Here is a 17873-nt window from a genome sequence, read left to right as displayed (position 1 = left end):
GAATCCAGCACGGTCGCGCCACTGTGTACGTGCCCCTCCGCGAGGGCGGGCACGAAGTCAGACACCGGGCCATCGCGACGCTCCACTGGCTGAGGGACGCACGATCCCCTGAAGGAGGCTCACTCATGAGCAGTCTGTCCGCGCCCGCCGCACTCCCCACCCCCGTCGTCCTCCCGGCCGCCAGGGCCGTGTTCTGGCTGGTCGGCACCGCGCTGTTCGCGCTGGCGATCTACTACTTCATCGGGGTCGACCAGGGCGCCTACTCCGTCTTCGGCAAGGACATGCACGTCCACGAGTTCGTGCACGACGCCCGCCACTTCCTGGGCTTCCCCTGCCACTGACGAGAGCCGGCACGGACATCTGAACATGGAAAAGAGACTCATACTGCGCGGCGTCATCGCCGGCGCGGTCGCCGGGCTGCTCGCGTTCGTCTTCGCACGGATCTTCGCCGAGCCCCAGATCGCCAAGGCGATCGACTACGAGAGCGGCCGTGACGCCGCGCAGGCCGTCCTCGACAAGGCAGCCGGCATCACGGCCGAGGCCGAGGGCCCCGACATCTTCAGCCGGACGATCCAGGCCAACGTCGGCATCGGTGTGGGCATGGTGCTCTTCGGCGTAGCCATGGGCGCGCTCTTCGCCGTCGCCTACGCGATCTGCCTCGGCCGCGTCGGCAAGCTGCGCCCCCGCAACCTCGCGATGCTGGTGGCGCTGGGCGGCTTCGTCGGCATGTACCTGGTGCCGTTCATCAAGTACCCGGCCAACCCGCCGGCCATCGGCCACCCCGAGACGATCAAGGACCGGGGCAATCTCTACCTGGCCATGGTGGTCTGTTCGGTGGTCTTCCTCGTCGCCGCCGTCTGGCTCGGCAAGCGCCTCCAGCCGCGCTTCGGCAACTGGAACGCCACGCTGCTCGCCGTCGGCGCCTACGTGGTGGCCATCGGCATCGTGATGGCGCTGCTCCCCGCGCTCGGCGAACTCTCCGCGAACGTACGGGAGTACGGCCACCACGCCACCGAGACCCCGCTGCCCCTGACCAACTCGAAGGGGACCATCGTCTACCCGGGCTTCCCGGCGGACGTCCTGGCCTCCTTCCGCTTCTACTCCGTCGCCGCCCAGGCGCTGCTCTGGGCGACCCTGGGCCTCGTCTTCGCCCCCATGGCCGAGCGGCTGCTCGACCCGGCGGCGCGGGCCGCCGCGAAGCCGGCACCCCGGCAGCCGGAACCGGTCGGCACCGCCTGAGCCACGCGAAGGGTGCGATCACCCCCACGCGACCGGCGTGATCGCACCGGCGCCGACCGGCGCCCATGACGTACCGAGGGCCGCACCCCCAACAGGGTGCGGCCCTCGCGCCGTTGCGCGGATCACTCCTCCGGCGCGGCCAACGGCCCCCCGACCCGGAGATTCCACCGCCCGGCCCGCCCGCTGAGCTCCGTCGCCGTCAACGGCACCACGTCCAGCCGCCAGAACGCGCCCGCGGGCAGCCCCAGCGCCTGGACGACCGCGGCCCGTACGATCTCCGGCTCGACCACGGCCACCGTACGGCCCTGTGCCGCGCCGTCCAGCCACGCCCCGACCCGCGCGCACACCGCGTGCACCGACTCCCCGCCGTGGCCCGCCCACGCGGGGTCGGTGAGCCAGGGGCCGAGGGCCTCGGGCTCGGCTGCCGTCACCTCGTCGAGGGTGCGACCGCGCCAGCGGCCCACGTCCACGCCCCGCAGCGCGGGCGCCTCCACCCCGCCGTCCAGGCCCAGGGCCCGCGCGGTCTCCCGGCAGCGCGTACTCGGGGACACCGCGACCCGGGCCGGCGCGGGCAGCGACCCGGCCGCCGCGCGGGCCCGCGCCGCGCCGGGGTCCTCGATCGAGTCGCCGTCGTAGAAGCGGGCCCGGCGCAGCGCGGGGGTCATGGCGGGGGAGACGAGAAGGACACGGCTGGTCACGCGGGGCACTCCTGCGGGGTCGTCATGGGGTACGGGTACGGGTCTCCACCGGGTACGGCACGTAGGTGCGCCGGTCCGGATCGATGGCGAGGCGCCCGCCGGCCGGCGGCCGGGCCCGCTGGGCGCAGTCGCGGCGCTCGCAGATCCGGCAGCCCAGGCCGATCGGGGTCGCGGCCCGGGGGTCGTCCAGGGCGATGCCCTCGGCGTACACGAGCCGGTGCGCGTGGCGCAGTTCGCAGCCGAGGGCGACGGCGAACTCGGCGCGCGGGGCGTGATGGCCGAAGCCGCCCCGCGTGATGGTGCGCGCCACCCAGAAGTACCGCTTGCCGTCCGGCATCTCGGCGACCTGGGTGAGTATCCGGCCGGGTGCCGAGAACGCCTCGTACACCGTCCACAGCGGGCAGGTACCACCGAGCCGGGAGAAGTGGAAGTCGGTCGCCGACTGCCGCTTGGAGATGTTGCCGGCCCGGTCCACCCGCAGGAAGGAGAAAGGCACGCCCCGCCACCCGGTGCGCTGGAGGGTGCTCAGCCGGTGGCAGACCGTCTCGAAGCCGACGCCGAAGCGGGCGGACAGCAGCTCGATGTCGTAGCGCACCTCCTCGGCCGCCGCGTGGAAGGCGGTGTACGGCATCAGCAGGGCGCCCGCGAAGTAGTTCGCGAGGCCGATGCGGGCCAGCGCGGTGGACTCGGTCGACGTCAGCTCGGTCGCGGATTCGGCGAGTCGGCCGAGCAGCGCGTCGTGCTCCAGCAGGGCGAGCTGGGTGGCGAGCTGGAAGGCGCGGCGGCCGTCGTTGAGCCAGGGGGAGAGGAACAGCAGCCCGGACTCGGGGTCGTAGCGGCGGGCGTCGGCGAGGCGGCCCGGGCCCGCCTGCACCACGCGCACCCCGTGCCGCTCGGCGAGCCGCGCCACCAGCGGTTCGGCGGCCCGGCCCGGGCGCAGCGCCAGCTCCTCAGCGATCCGCTCGGCCTCGGTGTCCAGCGGCTCGAAGTGGTTGTGGTGGGCGTAGAAGAAGTCCCGCACCTCGTCGTGCGGCTCACCGGGCGGCAGCCGGGCGCCGCCGCCCGCACCCGGGGTGGCCAGCGCGGCGGCCTGTTCGGCGGTGTCCCGGTAGCGGCGGTGCAGGGCGACCAGGGCGCGCGCCACCTCGGGATGGGCGCGGGCGGCCTCGGCGAGCTCCTCCTCGGGCGGCAGCGGCACCCCGCACGCCTCGTCGGCGAGCGCGGAGCGCAGCTCGGTGGTGAGCCGGTCCCCCTCGGCCTCCGAGAAGAACTCGGTGTCGACGCCGAAGACCTCGGCGATCCGCAGCAGCACGGGCGCCGTCAGCGGGCGCTGGCTCTGTTCGAGCTGGTTGGCGTAGCTGGTGGAGATGCCGAGCGCGCGGGCCATGTCGACCTGGTTCATCCCGTGCTCGCGGCGCAGCCGGCGCAGCCTGGCGTGGGCGTAGATCTTCCGTCCGGCCGTCCGCCGGGCCATCGCACACCTCCCGGTTCTGGGTGCCTCTCCTGCGAACATAGCATTCGCAGGATTCGCAGATTTCACAGATTCGCAGTTCCGCGCTGTACGGAATCCGCAGGGTGGGGTGGTGGCCGCCGGGCCCGCGACGGGGCAGGCTCGGTCATGTCCGCCGAAGGCCCCGACACCGCGAGGAGTCCCGTGATCGAGCATCACGTCCGTGTCCACCCCAGCGCCGACCGCCTGCCCCGCGAGGAGCAGCTGGCCTGGAAGCTCGCCGCCGTGGCCACCGGCACCGAGGAACCGGCCCCGGACAGCTCGGCCATGGCCGTCAACCGGGTGATCGACAACGCCTCGGTCGCGGTCGCCTCCCTGCTGCGCCGCCCGGTCGCCGTCGCCCGCGCCCAGGCCGCCGCCCACCGCGTACCCCAGCGCGGTGCCTGTGTCTTCGGCGCCCCGCACCGGGTCTCCCCCGAGTGGGCGGCCTGGGCCAACGGCACGGCGGTACGCGAACTCGACTACCACGACACCTACTTGGCGGCCGACTACTCCCACCCCGGCGACAACATCCCGCCGCTGCTCGCCGTCGCCCAGCACACCGGCCGCACCGGCGCCGACCTGCTGCGCGCCGTCGTCGCCGCCTACGAGATCCATGTCGCCCTGGTCAAGGGCATCTGCCTGCACGAGCACCGCATCGACCATGTCGCCCACCTCGGCGCGGCCACCGCCTGCGGCCTGGGCGCCCTGCTGCGGCTGCCCACCGAGACGGTGTACCAGGCCGTCCAGCAGACCGTGCACACCACCACCTCGACCCGCCAGTCCCGCAAGGGCGAGATCTCCAGCTGGAAGGCGTACGCCCCCGCCTTCGCGGGGAAGGCCGCCATCGAGGCCGTCGACCGGGCGATGCGCGGCGAGAGCTCGCCGTCGCCGGTCTACGAGGGCGAGGACGGCTTCCTGGCCCGGATGCTGAACGGCCCGGAGTCCGACTACACCGTGTGGCTGCCCGAGCCGGGCGAGCCGCGCCGCGCGATCCTCGACACCTACACCAAGGAGCACTCCGCCGAGTACCAGGCGCAGGCGGTCATCGACCTGGCCCGGCGGCTGCGCGAGAAGACCCCGCTGGACAAGGTGCGCTCGGTGGTCCTGCACACCAGCCACCACACCCACCACGTCATCGGCTCCGGCGCGAACGACCCGCAGAAGTACGACCCGGCGGCCAGCCGCGAGACCCTCGACCACTCGGTGCCGTACATCCTCGCGGTCGCCCTGGAGGACGGCGCCTGGCACCACGAGCGCTCCTACGCCCCCGACCGGGCGCGGCGCCCGGAGACCGTGGAGCTGTGGCGGAGGATCACCACCGTCGAGGACCCGGAGTGGACCCGCCGCTACCACGACCCCGACCCCGCGCACCGGGCGTTCGGCGGGCGGGCCGTGATCACCCTGGACGACGGCACGGTGATCGAGGACGAACTGGCCGTCGCCGACGCCCACCCGGCCGGCGCCCGCCCCTTCGACCGGGCCGCCTACACGGCCAAGTTCCGCACCCTCGCCGAGAACACCGTCGCCCCCGCCGCCCAGGACCGCTTCCTCACCGCCGCCGCACACCTGGCCGAGCTGTCCGCCCCCGACCTGGACGGCCTCTTCCCCGCCGTCGACACCCGGGCCGTCGCGGAGTACGACGCGCGCCTGCCGAAGGGCCTGTTCTGATGCTGCACACCCGCACCACCCCCGCCGAACGCCGCCGCGCCCTGCGCCAACGGCTCTCCCAGGACCGGCTGTTGATGATTCCGGGCGCCCTCAACCCGCTGTCCGCCCGGCTGATCCAGGACACCGGCTTCGAGGCCGCCTACCTCTCCGGTGCCGTGCTCGCCGCCGACCTGGGCCTGCCCGACATCGGCCTGACCACGTCCACCGAGATCGCCGCCCGCGCCCAGCAGACCACCAGGGCGACCGACCTGCCCGTCCTGATCGACGCCGACACCGGCTTCGGCGAGCCGATGAACGCCGCCCGCACGGTCCAGCTGATGGAGGACGCGGGCCTGGCCGGACTGCACCTGGAGGACCAGGTCAACCCCAAGCGCTGCGGCCACCTCGACGGCAAGTCGGTCGTCGCGCGCGAGGAGATGACCCGGCGGCTCCGGGCGGCCGTGGACGCCCGCCGCGACCCGGACTTCCTCCTCATGGCCCGCACCGATGCCCGCGCCGTCGAGGGGCTGGACGCGGCGATCGACCGGGCCAAGGCGTACGCCGACGCGGGCGCCGACGCGATCTTCCCCGAAGCCCTCGCCGACGAGCGGGAGTTCGAGGCATTCCGTGCGGCGGTCGACGTGCCGCTGCTCGCCAACATGACCGAGTTCGGCAAGTCCCGCCTGTTGGACGCGCGCACCCTGGAGAACCTCGGGTACGACATCGCGCTCTACCCCGTCACCCTGCTGCGCCTCGCCATGGGCGCCGTCGAGGACGGACTGCGCACCCTGGCCGCCGAAGGCACCCAGGAGAGCCTGCTGCCCCGCATGCAGACCCGCTCCCGCCTCTACGAACTCCTCGGCTACGCCGACTACTCGGCCTTCGACTCGGCCGTGCACGACTTCACCCTCCCGCCCGGCGCCTGACCCACCGGAGACGATCCCCATGACCATCCATCGCGGACTCGCCGGTGTCGTCGTCGACACCACCGAGATCTCCACCGTCATCCAGGAGACCAACTCCCTGACCTACCGCGGCTATCCGGTCCAGGACCTGGCCGCCCGTCGCTCCTTCGAGGAGGTCGCCCATCTGCTCTGGTACGGCGAGCTGCCCGACGCCGGCCAACTGCGGGAGTTCCAGGCCCGGGAGCGCGCCCTGCGTCCGCTGGACCGCACCACCGCCGAACTGCTGGCCCGGCTCCCCGAGACCTGCCACCCGATGGACGTACTGCGCACCGCCGTCAGCTTCTTCGGCGCCGAGGACCCGACGGAGGACGACGGCAGTCTCGCCGCCCACCGCGCCAAGTCCCTGACCCTGCTGGCGAGACTGCCCACCGTGGTCGCCGCCGACCAGCGCCGCCGCAAGGGCCTCGCCCCGATCCCGCCCGACCCCGGCCTCGGGTACGCGGAGAACTTCTTCCACATGTGCTTCGGTGCGGTGCCCGACCCCGAGACGGTCCGCTGCTTCGAGATCTCCCTCGTCCTGTACGCCGAGCACAGCTTCAACGCCTCGACGTTCACCGCCCGCGTCGTCACCTCCACCCTCTCCGACCTCTACAGCGCGGTCACCGCCGCCGTCGGCGCCCTCAAGGGCCCCCTGCACGGCGGGGCCAACGAGGCCGTGATGCACATGCTGGAGGAGATCGCCGACCCGCGCCGCACCGAGGAGTGGCTGGACCGGGCCCTCGCCGAGAAGCGGAAGATCATGGGCTTCGGCCATCGCGTCTACAAGGACGGCGACTCCCGGGTGCCCCTCATGCAGGCCGCGCTGGACCGTCTGGTGGCCCGCGCCGCCGACCCGGAGACCACCCGCCTGGCCACCCTGCACGCGGCCCTGCGGCACGCCATGCTCCAGCGCAAGGGCATCCACCCGAACCTGGACTACCCGGCCGGCCTCGCCTACCACCTGATGGGCTTCGACATCCCGGCCTTCACCCCGATCTTCGTGATGAGCCGGATCACCGGCTGGACCGCCCACATCACCGAGCAGCTCGCCCACAACGCGCTGATCCGCCCCCTCGCCTCCTACGCGGGACCGGACCAGCGGGCGGTGCCGGCCAACTCCTCGCTGGCGGCCCACAGCTGAGCGGCGACGGCCGGGTCGGCCATGTGGGAGGGGACGGGCTCACGGCGCGGGGTGCCCCGCAGCCCGAAGACCCGAGGCCCCCACAACTCCCCTCCCGCCACCTCCGGATCGAGGACGGCACGGACGATCGGCCACGCCCCGGCGTCCTTGCCCTGCACCAACAGGGCGGCGGGCAGCGCGCGGAGCCGCGCGCCGGGGGCCGTGCGGTGGACCGGCGGCCGGGACGGGGTGAGGGAGTCCAGCGCGCCGCCGGGGTGGGCCACCACACTGAGCACCGTGCTGCCGGTGGCACGCAGCCGGCGGTCGAGTTCGAAGCCGAAGGACATCTGCGCCAGCTTCGACCGGCCGTAGGTGCGCTTGGGCCGGTACTCCCGGGCCGACTGCAGATCGCCGAGGTCCAGCCGCTCGGAGCGCGCCGCGAAGCTGCCCACCGTCACCACGCGGCCCGCCCGCGCCGCGGACAGCAGCGGAGCCAGCCACCCAGTCAGCGCGAAGTGGCCCAGGTGGTTGGTGCCGAACATCAGCTCGTGGCCGTCGGCGGTCTCCCGGCGCGGCGGGTCGTCGAGCGCGACCCCCGCGTTGTGGACCACCGCGTCGAGATGACCGAGGTCCAGCCCGTCCACGGCGGCCTCGAGGGACGACAGGTCGGCGAGGTCAAGGCGGAGGTGCCGTACCCGGGCGCCGGGCACGCGCGCACGGATCGAGGCCATGGCGGTCCCGGCCTTCGCACGGTCCCGGCTGCCGAGGACGACGAGGGCTCCGGTGGCGGCGAGCTGCTCCGCGGTGAAGTAGCCGATCCCGGCGTTGCCCCCGGTGACCAGGAAGTTCCTGCCCTCGGCGGACGGCAGCCGATGAACGTCCCACGCTCGGCTCTGAGGTGCGGCAGACATGATGAGGGGCTCCCTGCGCTCCGGGGCCGTGCTCAGGGTGAGCACCGCCGACCCGTCCAAGATCGCGACCGCCGCCGACATACCGCCGACAGATCGCGCCCGCCGCCCACAGATCCCCTACGCGGGCGCCGGCGCCGGGCAGCCGGTGGACTGCGCGGGTACGACGGCGGTGTCCTCGCCGGGCAGCAGCACCTGGACGCCGTCCAGGAGGGCCTCCGTCACCTCGTCCAGGTCGAGCCGTCTCTCCACGGCGGGCCACCGCGGCAGCCCGGCCCCGGGTGCTGGCCCGGGGCGGGGCGAGCAGGGAGCAGCGGTCCCCGTCCGGCAGCGCCGACCCCTCTGGCGCGCCCGCGGCGGTGTCCGCACCGCCGGTGGGGCCGGGACACGTGCGCGCCCCGGCCCCACCACGGTGTCCGGGTCAGGCCCCGGCCAGCTCCTCGCGGACCGTGCGCGCGGCGGCGACCAGGTTCTCCAGGGACTGCCGGGTCTCCGGCCAGCCGCGGGTCTTCAGGCCGCAGTCGGGATTGACCCACAGCCGCTCCGCCGGGATCGCCCCGAGCCCCGTGCGCAGCAGCCCGGCCGCCTCCTCGGCGCTCGGGACGCGCGGGGAGTGGATGTCGTAGACACCCGGACCGGCCTCGCGCGGATAGCCGTGGGCGGCCAGTTCGCGGGCGACCTGCATATGGGAGCGGGCCGCCTCCAGGCTGATGACATCGGCGTCGAGGTCGTCGATGGCCCGCACGATGTCACCGAACTCGGCGTAGCACATGTGCGTGTGGATCTGGGTGTCCGGGCGCACCCCGCAGGTGCTCAGCCGGAACGCCTCGGTCGCCCAGTCCAGGTACCCGGGCCGGTCGGCGGCGCGCAGCGGCAGTGTCTCGCGCAGCGCGGGCTCGTCCACCTGGATCACCGAAGTCCCCGCCCGCTCCAGGTCGTCGACCTCGTCGCGCAGCGCCAGGGCCACCTGCCGCGCGGTGTCCCCGAGCGGCTGGTCGTCGCGGACGAAGGACCAGGCGAGCATGGTGACCGGGCCGGTGAGCATGCCCTTGACCGGGCGCTCGGTGAGCGACTGGGCGTACGACGTCCAGCGCACCGTCATCGGCTCGGGGCGGGAGATGTCACCGGCCAGGATCGGCGGCCGCACATACCGGGTGCCGTACGACTGGACCCAGCCGTGCTGGGTGGCGAGGTAGCCGGTGAGCTGCTCGGCGAAGTACTGCACCATGTCGTTGCGCTCGGCCTCGCCGTGCACCAGGACATCGAGACCGGCCTTCTCCTGGAAGCCGATCACCTCCCGGATCTCGGCCCGGATGCGCTCCTCGTACCCGGCGGTGTCGATCCGGGCCGCCCGCAGGTCGGCGCGGACGCTGCGCAGTGCACCGGTCTGCGGGAACGATCCGATCGTCGTCGTGGGCAGCAGGGGCAGCCCGAGCCGGGCCCGCTGGGCGGCGCTGCGCTCGGCGTACGGCTGGGAGCGGCGGGCGTCGGCCTCGGTGACGGCCCCGGCGCGGGCCCGCACGGCCGGGTCGTGGGTGAGCGGGGAGCCGGCCCGGGAGGCGAGGTCGGCCCGGTTCGCGGACAGTTCCGCGGCGATGGCGTCCGTGCCGAGGGCGAGGCCCTTGGCGAGCGTGGCGATCTCCGCCGTCTTCTGCTCGGCGAAGGCGAGCCAGCGCCGGATCTGCGGGTCGATGTCGCGCTCGGCGGCCGCGTCGAGGGGGACGTGCAGCAGGGAGCAGGAGGCCGACACGTCGACCCGGTCGGCCAGGCCCAGCAGGGTGCCGAGGGTGGCCAGGGACTTCTCCAGGTCGTTCACCCAGATGTTGCGGCCGTTGACCACGCCCGCGACCAGCCGCTTGCCGGGCAGCCCGCCGACGGCGGCCAGCGCGTCCAGGTTCTGGGCGGCGGCCTCGGTGAAGTCCAGGGCCAGGCCCTCCACCGGCGCCTTCGCGAGCACCGGCAGGGCCTCGCCGAGCCGGTCGAAGTACGACGCGACCAGCAGCTTCGGACGGTCGGTGAGGGCGCCGAGGTCGCGGTAGGCGCGCTCGGCCGCGTTCAGCTCGGCCGGCGTGCGGTCCTGGACGAGGGCGGGCTCATCCAGCTGCGCCCAGTCGGCGCCGGCCGCCCGCAGATCGGCGAGGACCTCGGCGTACACCGGCAGCAGCCGGTCCAGCAGGGTCAGCGGCTCGAAGTCGGCGGGCACGCCGGGCGCGGGCTTGGCCAGCAGCAGATAGGTGACCGGGCCCACCAGCACCGGGCGGGCGCTCAGCCCGAGGGCGAGGGCCTCGGTCAGCTCCGCGACCTGCTTGGCGGAGTCGGCCGTGAACACCGTGTCCGGACCCAGCTCGGGCACCAGATAGTGGTAGTTGGTGTCGAACCACTTGGTCATCTCCAGCGGCGCCACCTCCTGGGTGCCGCGGGCCATCGCGAAGTATCCGTCCAGCGGATCGGCGGCGACGGCCTCCCGGTGCCTGCCGGGGATCGCGCCGACCATGACGGTGGTGTCCAGGACATGGTCGTAGTACGAGAAGTCGCCGGTCGGCACCTCGTGCAGGCCGGCCGCGGCGAGCCGGCGCCAGGTGTTGCCGCGCAACTCGGCGGCGACGGCGCGCAGTTCGTCGGCGGTGGCGCGGCCCTTCCAGTAGCCCTCGATCGCCTTCTTCAGTTCCCGGTTCGCCCCCTGGCGGGGGTAGCCGTACACGGTGGCCCGTGCCGCCGCGGCTGCGGACTTCGTGGTCACGGAGATCTCCTTCGCGAGATGAATCCCTGAGATCCCGGAGACGGGACGAGAGGCGCGAAGGGGTGACGGACCGTACGACAGCGGCCCACGGCCGTCCGTGCGGTTCTGTTCGCCGACCCGCCCTCGAGGTCACCGGGATGCCGCGCACGGGACGTCCCGCGCACGGGCAGTTGGCAGGTCTTCGGACTCGCGGGCACGTCCTCACCACTTGAGGACACCTACTGGCCGTCGCTTCCCAGATCCGTTTCACCGGGTCCAGTGCGTATGACGGCGGTCGTTCCCGCTCACCGCTGCGGGGCAGTCCCGGATTCCCACCGGGTTCCCTCTTGCGACGCTCCCGCCTGGCGGACGGGGCGAACCAGCTGCACGGGCCAGCCTACGGGCCGAAGGGCGCGCGTGGTGGATCAAGTCCAGTATTCGGATGGCGCGCCGAGACGGACGGCCTCAGACCAGATCGCGTCCCGGCTCGATGACCCAGTGATTGCTGCGCAGCGCCCGCCCGGCGAAGTCCACACCGATCTCCGCGAGGAAACGGAAGCCGAGGGAGCGGCAGATCCCGTTCGACGCGGCGTTGCCGGTCGCCGGGAAGGCGTGCACCGCACCCCAGCGCCGCTGGTCCCGGGCCTGCTCCAGGAGGACCCGGACGGCACGCTTGCCGAGCCCGCGCCCCTGGAACTCGGGCAGCACCATCCAGCCGATCTCGGAGACCGGCCCGTCCGCGCTCTCATGGCTCCACAGGGTCACCGTGCCCGCCACCCTGTCGGGCCGCGCCGGATCGGGCACGATCATCTTCAGCCACGCGCGATCCGCCGCGGCCTCCTCGGCGTCCCGGCGGACCTTGTCCGCCATGCCCTCCCGGGGCAGGGGACCGCCCAGGTCCGCCATCATGCGGGGATCGCACCGCATCCGCACATAGGCGTCCACGTCGTCCGGGGTGACATCGCGCAGCCGCACGTACTCCTCCAGGTGTCCGCCCGCGATGCTGCCACACGCAGAGGGCGGGAAGCGCCGCACCAGCGCTTCCCGCCCTACTCTGCGCACGGCCTCCGGACCCTCGGCCGGTGACCGCGGGCCGGGCCCCTCAGCCCGGCCGCACCAGGTTCCTCAGCCCTGGCCGTACACGTGGAACCCCCGGCCGCTCTTGCGGCCCAGCAGCCCCGCCTCGACCATCCGCCGCAGCAACGGGGGCGGGGCGTACAGGGGTTCGCGGAACTCGTCGTGCAGCGACTCGGCGATCGCGGCGACGGTGTCGAGGCCGATCAGATCCGCGAGCCGCAGTGGCCCCATCGGATGGGCGCAGCCCAGCTCCATGCCGTTGTCGATGTCCGCGGCCGAGGCGAAGCCGGACTCCGCCATCCGGATCGCGGCCAGCAGGTACGGCACCAGCAGCGCGTTGACGACGAAACCGGCCCGGTCCTTCGCGTGGACGACCGTCTTGCCGAGCACCTCGGCGGCGAAGGTCTCCACCTCGGTCACGGTCCGGGCCGAGGTGTGCAGCGAAGCGACCACCTCCACCAGCGGCAGCACCGGCACCGGGTTGAAGAAGTGCAGTCCGACGACCCGGTCCGCGCGGGACGTGGCCATGCCGAGCCGCATCACCGGCAGCGAGGAGGTGTTGGTGGCCAGTACCGCCGCCGGATCCGCCACGATCTTGTCGAGCGCGGCGAACACCTCGGTCTTGGCGTCCGCGTTCTCGGTCACGGCCTCGATCACGAGCTGCCGGTCGGCCAGGTCCTCCAGCTCGCCGGTGAAGACGACGCGCGCGAGGGCGTCCCGCGCCTCGGACTCGCCCAACTTGTCTCGTCGTACCGCCTGTTCGAGCGAGGCGGCCACCCGGTTTTGGGCCGCGCGGGCGGCCACCGCGTCGGCCTCGCAGACCACCGTGTCCAGGCCGGCCCGCGCGCACACCTCCGCGATGCCCGCGCCCATCCGGCCGCCGCCGACCACGCCGACCCGTGCGAAACGCCCGCTCATGACGCCCGCCGCACGAGGTGCCGGGAGTAGGCGTCGGGAGTGAAGAACAGCGGCAACTCGCCCTGAAACGCGGTGCGTTCGAACAGCGCGCGCACGTCGTCCACCGGTGCCCACGGGTACTCCGCGCCGAGCGCCGCCGTCTCCTCGTCCAGCAGCTCCGTCACCGTCTCCCGTTCGATCACCCGGTGCCGCAGCCACTGCCAGATCTGCACCCGGGCGATCTCCGCGGTGGCCGCGTCCTCCATGAGGCCGTCGAGCGCGACGGCACCCCGGCCGTCCAGCCAGGCGGCGAAGTAGCGCAGCGCGACCCGGAGGTTGGTGCGCATCCCCTCCGCCGTGGGCGGTCCGGCGATCCGGCGCACCGACAGCAGCTCGGCCGCCGTGACCGCCACGTCCTCGCGCAGTCGGTCCAGTTGGTGCGGCCGCTCGCCGAGGACGCCGTCGAACACCTCCCGGCACACCGGGACCAGACCCGGATGCGCCACCCAGGAGCCGTCGAAGCCGTCCTCGGCCTCCCGCTCCTTGTCCAGCCGGACCGTGGCCAACGCGGCCTCACGGGCGCCCGGTTCGCCGCCCGGCACCTGCGCCGCCATACCGCCGAGGGCGTGCGCGCCCCGCTTGTGGCAGGTGCGCACGAGGAGTTCGGTGTAGGCCCGCATGAACGGGGCCGTCATGGTGACCTTCGCCCGGTCCGGGAGCAGGAAGTCGGTGCGGTGGCCGAAGGTCTTGATGACGCTGAACAGGTAGTCCCAGCGGCCCGCGTTGAGGCCCGAGCTGTGCTCGCGCAGCTCGTAGAGGATCTCCTCCATCTCGAACGCGGCCGTGATCGTCTCGATGAGCACGGTGGCGCGGACGGTGCCCCGGGGGACGCCGAGCAGATCCTGGGCGAGCAGGAAGACGTCGTTCCACAGCCGCGCCTCGTACCGGTTCTCCAGCTTGGGGAGGTAGAAGTACGGGCCGTACCCGGCGTCGATCTGCCGCCGGGCGCAGTGGAAGAAGTAGAGCCCGAAGTCCACCAGCGCCGCGGGCACGGGCCGGCCGTCGTACTCCAGGTGCTCCTCCTCCAGGTGCCAGCCGCGCGGCCGTACGACGATCGTGGCGAGCCGCTCGCCGAGCCGGTACTCCCGGCCGTCCGGGGCGGTGAAGTCGATCCGCCGCTCGATCGCGTCCCGCAGGGTCAGCTGGCCGCCGATGACATTGCCCCAGGTGGGCGCGGTGGCGTCCTCGAGGTCGGCCATCCAGACCTGAGCCCCGGAGTTGAGCGCGTGCACCGCCATCCGGCGGTCCGGCGGGCCGGTGATCTCCACGCGGCGGTCGGTCAGACCGGGCGCGGGCGGCGCCACCCGCCAGCCGGGGTCGGCGCGGACGGCCGAGGTGACCATCGGGAAGTCGAGCGGGGTGCCGGCGGCCAGCCGCAGGGCCTGCCGGCGCCGCTCCTTCATCAGCTCCTGGCGGCGCTCGCCGAACGCGGCCACGAGGGCCCCGACGAAGTCCAGGGCGGCGGGCGTGAGGATCTCGTCGTGCCGCTCGCCCGCGGGGGCGAGCACGCGGACCCGGTGGGTCAGTGCACTGGTGGTCATCGGTCTCTCCTGGAAGAGGTGCGAGGAGGTGCGGCGGGGGCCTAGTGGAACTGCTCTTCCTCCGTCGACCCGGCCAGGGCGGTGGTGGAGGACGCGGGGTTGACGGCGGTGGAGACCAGGTCGAAGTAGCCGGTGCCGACCTCGCGCTGGTGCTTGACGGCGGTGAAGCCCTGCGCCTGGGCGGCGAACTCCCGCTCCTGGAGGTCGACATAGGCGGTCATGCCGTGCTCGGCGTAGCCGCGGGCCAGGTCGAACATGCCGTGGTTGAGGGAGTGGAAGCCGGCCAGGGTGATGAACTGGAACCGGTAGCCCATCGCGCCCAGCTCCCGCTGGAACTTGGCGATCTGGTCGTCGTCCAGCGCGGCCTTCCAGTTGAAGGAGGGCGAGCAGTTGTAGGCGAGCATCTGGTCCGGGTAGCGGGCGTGGATCGCCTCGGCGAACTCACGGGCCTGCGCCAGGTCCGGGGTGCCGGTCTCCACCCAGAGCAGATCGGCGTACGGCGCGTACGCCAGACCGCGCGCGATCACCGGCGCCATGCCGGGCCGCACCCGGTAGAAGCCCTCCGCCGTGCGCTCGCCGGTGGCGAACTCCGCGTCCCGCTCGTCCACGTCGGTGGTCAGCAGGTTGGCGGCGAGCGCGTCGGTGCGGGCGATCACGATGCTCGGCACGTCGGCGATGTCGGCGGCGAGGCGCGCCGCGTTCAGGGTGCGGATGTGCTGCGAGGTCGGCACCAGGACCTTGCCGCCGAGATGGCCGCACTTCTTCTCCGAGGCGAGCTGGTCCTCGTAGTGGATACCGGCCGCGCCCGCCGCGATCATGGCCTTGGTCAGCTCGAACGCGTTGAGCGGACCACCGAAACCGGCCTCGGCGTCGGCGACGATCGGCGCCAGCCAGTCCGTGGTGTCCCCGGCGTCCTCGGCGGTGGCGATCTGGTCGGCGCGCAGCAGCGCGTTGTTGATCCGACGCACCACCTGGGGAACGGAGTTGGCCGGGTACAGGCTCTGGTCCGGGTAGGTGTGCCCGGCCTGGTTGGCGTCGGCGGCGACCTGCCAGCCGGACAGGTAGATGGCCTGGAGACCGGCCTTGACCTGCTGGACCGCCTGGCCGCCGGTGAGCGCGCCGAGGGCGTGGATGTAGTCCCGCTCGTGCAGCTGCCGCCACAGCCGCTCGGCGCCGCGCCGGGCCAGGGTGTGCTCCTCGCGGACGCTGCCGGACAGCCGGATCACGTCCTCGGCGCTGTAGGTGCGCTCGACACCCTGCCAGCGGGGGTCGGTGGCCCAGCGCCGCGCCAGCTCCTCGGCCGCCTGCGTCCTCGTCGCCTCTGCCATGACTGTCTCCTCGATCTGTACCGGCTGCCAACGTCCCCGTTCAAGCGAACAGGTGTGGCACTACGTGTCGAACTCTTGCGATACGGCCCGCCGGAACCATGGGGCGGAGCTGAGCAGTGCTGCCGGTGACGACCCCTCACCCGTGCCGGGAATCCCGATGTCAGGGCCTGATTCGGGTCCCGGCTGCGAGCGGTGGCCGCCGGTGTCCGGCGGGCCGTACGCACACTCTGGCAGTGGCACTGAGTGCCATCAATGGTGGACGTCTGCCAACTTCTGCGAATCTTCCGGCGGTCATCTGCCAACTTTGCGAAGGTCCTTCCGGGGTGCCGATCACCTAGGCTGGCCGGAAACGGAGGGACGAGGAAGGACCCGGGGATGAGCAAGACGTACGCGGGCGCGCGGCTGCGGCGCCTGCGCGAGGAGCGGCACCTCAGCCAGGCCGAGATGGCCCGCGTGCTCGCCATCTCGCCGAGCTACCTCAACCAGATGGAGCACGACTCCCGGCCGCTCACGGTCCCGGTGCTGCTCCGGCTGACCGAGACGTTCGGCGTCGACCCGGGCTTCTTCTCCGAGCGCGACACCACGCGTCTGGTCGCCGACCTGCGCGAGGCGCTGGCCGGGGAACTCGCCGAGGCCCGCCTGTCCGCCGCCGACCTCGCGGACCTCGCCGCCCGGATGCCCGCCGTCGCCCATGTGCTGCTCGGCCTCGGCCGCCGCAACCAACTGCTCGCCGAACGCCTCGCGCAGGCCACGGACGGCCGCGGAGCCGACCCCGAGCTGCCCCGCTCACCGCACGAGGAGATCCGGGACTTCTTCTACCGCCGCCGCAACTACCTGCACGACACCGACCTCGCGGCCGAGGCCCTCGCCGAGGAGATCGGCATCGGCCCCGGCGAGGTCCTCCCCGCCCTGACCGCCCGCCTCGCCGACCGGCACGGCGTGCGGTTGTCCGTCGGGGCGGCCGACCACCTCCACCACTACGACGCGCCGACCCGCACCCTCCACCTCTCCACCCGGCTGCGCCCCGGCCAGCGCGCGTTCCGCCTGGCCACCCAGCTCGCCCTGCTCGAACACGGCGCCGAGATCGACCACTTGGCCGCCGAGGACTTCACCCCGGGGACGCCCGCCCACGGCCTCGCCCGCATCGGCATCGCCAACTACTTCGCGGCGGCGCTCGTCCTGCCGTACCGCGCCTTCCACACGGCCGCCGAGGAGGTGCGCTACGACATCGAGCGCCTCACCGACCGCTACGGCCTCGGCTACGAGACCGTCTGCCACCGGCTGAGCACCCTCCAGCGCCCCCGGCTGCGCGGGGTGCCCTTCTCCTTCGTCCGGGTCGACCGGGCGGGCAACATGTCCAAGCGCCAGTCGGCGACCGGCTTCCACTTCTCCCGGGCGGGTGGCACCTGCCCCCTGTGGAACGTGTACGAGGCGTTCGCCGCGCCCGGCCGCATCCATGTCCAGGTCGCCGAAATGCCGGACGGGCAGCGGTACTTGTGGACCGCGCGCGCCGTCGCCCGGCACCGCGGCGGCTGGGGCGAACCCGGCAAGACCTTCGCCATCGGCCTCGGCTGCGAGATCCGCCACGCGCACCGACTCGTCTACTCCGACGGCCTCGACCTCGCCGGCACCTCCGCCGCCACCCCCATCGGCATGGGCTGCCGCGTCTGCGAACGCCTCTCCTGCCCCCAGCGCGCCGCCCCGCCGCTCGGCCACCGGCTGCACATCGACCAGGACACCAGCACGTTCGTGCCGTACCGCGTCACCGAGCCCGAGGGGTGAGGACGCGGTGGGTCGGCCCCGGTCCGGCGGGTGGTGCGGGCCGACCGGGAGCCCCGCCTCCACCGTGTCGCCGGGGCGGATGCCCCCGCCCCGCGTGACACGCCCGCGCTTCCGGCCCCGGCACACGAGGTTGCCTCGTCGCGGCCGGCGACCTGCTTGAGCAGACCGCCTCGGCCGGGCCCGATGGGGCGTCAGGGGCCGCGCAGACCGGTCACCTCGATCACGGCTTCGGCGCCGACGCGCGACCGGGGCCGACCGGCAGGGCGAGCAGGTCGACACCGCGGGTGGTGATGTTCTCGCCGAGTTCGCCGGGCGCCACCCGGAAACCCGCCGCGCCCACGCCCTTCGCGCCGCCTTCGGGGAGCGGGGAGCGGCCGGTAGCGTCGCGGGCGAGCTGACCTCAGCGCGCCATGCGGACGAC

15 protein-coding genes and 1 riboswitch are annotated in these 17873 nt (G+C 73.4%); of the genes, 6 read left to right on the top strand and 9 right to left on the bottom strand.

The window, feature by feature from the left end; translation table 11 throughout:
• Positions 1–125: 125 nt before the first annotated feature.
• Both GHR20_RS04610 and GHR20_RS04605 read left to right on the top strand, forming a co-directional pair.
• A complete protein-coding gene (locus GHR20_RS04610) occupies positions 126–341 on the top strand; it encodes a CbtB-domain containing protein (RefSeq protein WP_153812328.1) in 216 nt (71 codons plus the stop codon).
• A 25-nt stretch (positions 342–366) separates the two neighbouring features.
• Positions 367–1239, top strand: a complete 873-nt coding sequence (locus GHR20_RS04605; protein ID WP_148025583.1) for a CbtA family protein — start codon at positions 367–369, stop codon at positions 1237–1239.
• A 122-nt stretch (positions 1240–1361) separates the two neighbouring features.
• On the opposite strand, the gene GHR20_RS04600 is transcribed toward GHR20_RS04605, so the two are convergent.
• Both GHR20_RS04600 and GHR20_RS04595 read right to left on the bottom strand, forming a co-directional pair.
• Positions 1362–1937, bottom strand: coding sequence for a histidine phosphatase family protein (locus GHR20_RS04600; protein WP_153812327.1), 576 nt, complete (start codon positions 1935–1937; stop codon positions 1362–1364).
• A 22-nt stretch (positions 1938–1959) separates the two neighbouring features.
• Entirely contained in the window at positions 1960–3411 is a 1452-nt protein-coding gene (locus tag GHR20_RS04595) for a short-chain fatty acyl-CoA regulator family protein (protein WP_153812326.1), read from the bottom strand.
• 180 nt (positions 3412–3591) lie between these two features.
• On the opposite strand from GHR20_RS04595, the gene GHR20_RS04590 reads away from it, so the two are divergent.
• From GHR20_RS04590 to GHR20_RS04580, 3 genes are read left to right on the top strand one after another with little or no spacing between them, the layout of a single operon-like run.
• Positions 3592–5097 (top strand): MmgE/PrpD family protein, encoded by a 1506-nt coding sequence (locus tag GHR20_RS04590; protein ID WP_153812325.1) that lies wholly within the window; start codon positions 3592–3594, stop codon positions 5095–5097.
• Positions 5097–6002, top strand: coding sequence for a methylisocitrate lyase (gene prpB, locus GHR20_RS04585; protein ID WP_153812324.1), 906 nt, complete (start codon positions 5097–5099; stop codon positions 6000–6002). Before GHR20_RS04590 ends, prpB begins: the two co-directional genes overlap by 1 nt.
• A 19-nt stretch (positions 6003–6021) precedes the next feature.
• The gene (locus tag GHR20_RS04580) at positions 6022–7161 is read left to right on the top strand and encodes a bifunctional 2-methylcitrate synthase/citrate synthase (RefSeq protein WP_153812323.1); all 1140 of its coding nucleotides are present in this window, start codon (positions 6022–6024) and stop codon (positions 7159–7161) included.
• Here GHR20_RS04580 and GHR20_RS04575 read toward each other — a convergent pair.
• From GHR20_RS04575 to aceA, 7 genes are all read right to left on the bottom strand, one after another.
• A complete protein-coding gene (locus tag GHR20_RS04575) occupies positions 7101–8051 on the bottom strand; it encodes an SDR family NAD(P)-dependent oxidoreductase (RefSeq protein ID WP_153812322.1) in 951 nt (316 codons plus the stop codon). The genes GHR20_RS04580 and GHR20_RS04575 overlap by 61 nt on opposite strands.
• A 117-nt stretch (positions 8052–8168) precedes the next feature.
• Positions 8169–8300 carry a hypothetical protein gene (locus GHR20_RS38090; RefSeq protein ID WP_275549594.1) on the bottom strand — a complete coding sequence of 44 codons (132 nt, stop codon included), beginning with the start codon at positions 8298–8300 and terminating at the stop codon, positions 8169–8171.
• A 169-nt stretch (positions 8301–8469) separates the two neighbouring features.
• Complete coding sequence (gene metE, locus GHR20_RS04565; RefSeq protein ID WP_153812321.1) at positions 8470–10788, bottom strand: 5-methyltetrahydropteroyltriglutamate--homocysteine S-methyltransferase; 2319 nt, start codon at positions 10786–10788, stop codon at positions 8470–8472.
• 168 nt (positions 10789–10956) lie between these two features.
• Positions 10957–11151, bottom strand: a riboswitch (cobalamin riboswitch).
• Positions 11152–11232: 81 nt separating this feature from the next.
• A complete protein-coding gene (locus tag GHR20_RS04560) occupies positions 11233–11742 on the bottom strand; it encodes a GNAT family N-acetyltransferase (protein ID WP_153815833.1) in 510 nt (169 codons plus the stop codon).
• A gap of 150 nt (positions 11743–11892) precedes the next feature.
• Positions 11893–12762: a 3-hydroxybutyryl-CoA dehydrogenase gene (locus GHR20_RS04555; protein WP_153812320.1), complete on the bottom strand. Its 870-nt coding sequence runs from the start codon at positions 12760–12762 to the stop codon at positions 11893–11895.
• Positions 12759–14342, bottom strand: coding sequence for a malate synthase A (gene aceB, locus GHR20_RS04550; RefSeq protein WP_153812319.1), 1584 nt, complete (start codon positions 14340–14342; stop codon positions 12759–12761). Before aceB ends, GHR20_RS04555 begins: the two co-directional genes overlap by 4 nt.
• A gap of 41 nt (positions 14343–14383) precedes the next feature.
• A complete protein-coding gene (gene aceA / locus GHR20_RS04545; RefSeq protein WP_148025573.1) occupies positions 14384–15670 on the bottom strand; it encodes an isocitrate lyase in 1287 nt (428 codons plus the stop codon).
• A gap of 375 nt (positions 15671–16045) precedes the next feature.
• Here aceA and GHR20_RS04540 point away from each other — a divergent pair, with 375 nt between their 5' ends.
• Positions 16046–17452 carry a short-chain fatty acyl-CoA regulator family protein gene (locus GHR20_RS04540; protein ID WP_153812318.1) on the top strand — a complete coding sequence of 469 codons (1407 nt, stop codon included), beginning with the start codon at positions 16046–16048 and terminating at the stop codon, positions 17450–17452.
• Positions 17453–17873: the final 421 nt, after the last annotated feature.

Source organism: Streptomyces sp. SUK 48 (genome assembly GCF_009650765.1).
In the GTDB taxonomy this organism is placed as follows: Bacteria; Actinomycetota; Actinomycetes; order Streptomycetales; family Streptomycetaceae; genus Streptomyces.
Note: the sequence above shows the minus strand (reverse complement) of the source record. Positions and strands in the feature narration are given on the sequence as shown.

Bases quoted from the DNA above. Each gene is read 5' to 3' on its own strand.
- GHR20_RS04540 (WP_153812318.1), top strand. From the start codon at position 16,046: ATGAGCAAGACGTACGCGGGCGCGCGGCTGCGGCGCCTGCGCGAGGAG.
- aceB (WP_153812319.1), bottom strand. From the start codon at position 14,342: ATGACCACCAGTGCACTGACCCACCGGGTCCGCGTGCTCGCCCCCGCG.
- GHR20_RS04595 (WP_153812326.1), bottom strand. From the start codon at position 3,411: ATGGCCCGGCGGACGGCCGGACGGAAGATCTACGCCCACGCCAGGCTG.
- aceA (WP_148025573.1), bottom strand. From the start codon at position 15,670: ATGGCAGAGGCGACGAGGACGCAGGCGGCCGAGGAGCTGGCGCGGCGC.
- GHR20_RS04605 (WP_148025583.1), top strand. From the start codon at position 367: ATGGAAAAGAGACTCATACTGCGCGGCGTCATCGCCGGCGCGGTCGCC.
- prpB (WP_153812324.1), top strand. From the start codon at position 5,097: ATGCTGCACACCCGCACCACCCCCGCCGAACGCCGCCGCGCCCTGCGC.
- GHR20_RS04580 (WP_153812323.1), top strand. From the start codon at position 6,022: ATGACCATCCATCGCGGACTCGCCGGTGTCGTCGTCGACACCACCGAG.
- GHR20_RS04555 (WP_153812320.1), bottom strand. From the start codon at position 12,762: ATGAGCGGGCGTTTCGCACGGGTCGGCGTGGTCGGCGGCGGCCGGATG.
- GHR20_RS04575 (WP_153812322.1), bottom strand. From the start codon at position 8,051: ATGTCTGCCGCACCTCAGAGCCGAGCGTGGGACGTTCATCGGCTGCCG.
- GHR20_RS04610 (WP_153812328.1), top strand. From the start codon at position 126: ATGAGCAGTCTGTCCGCGCCCGCCGCACTCCCCACCCCCGTCGTCCTC.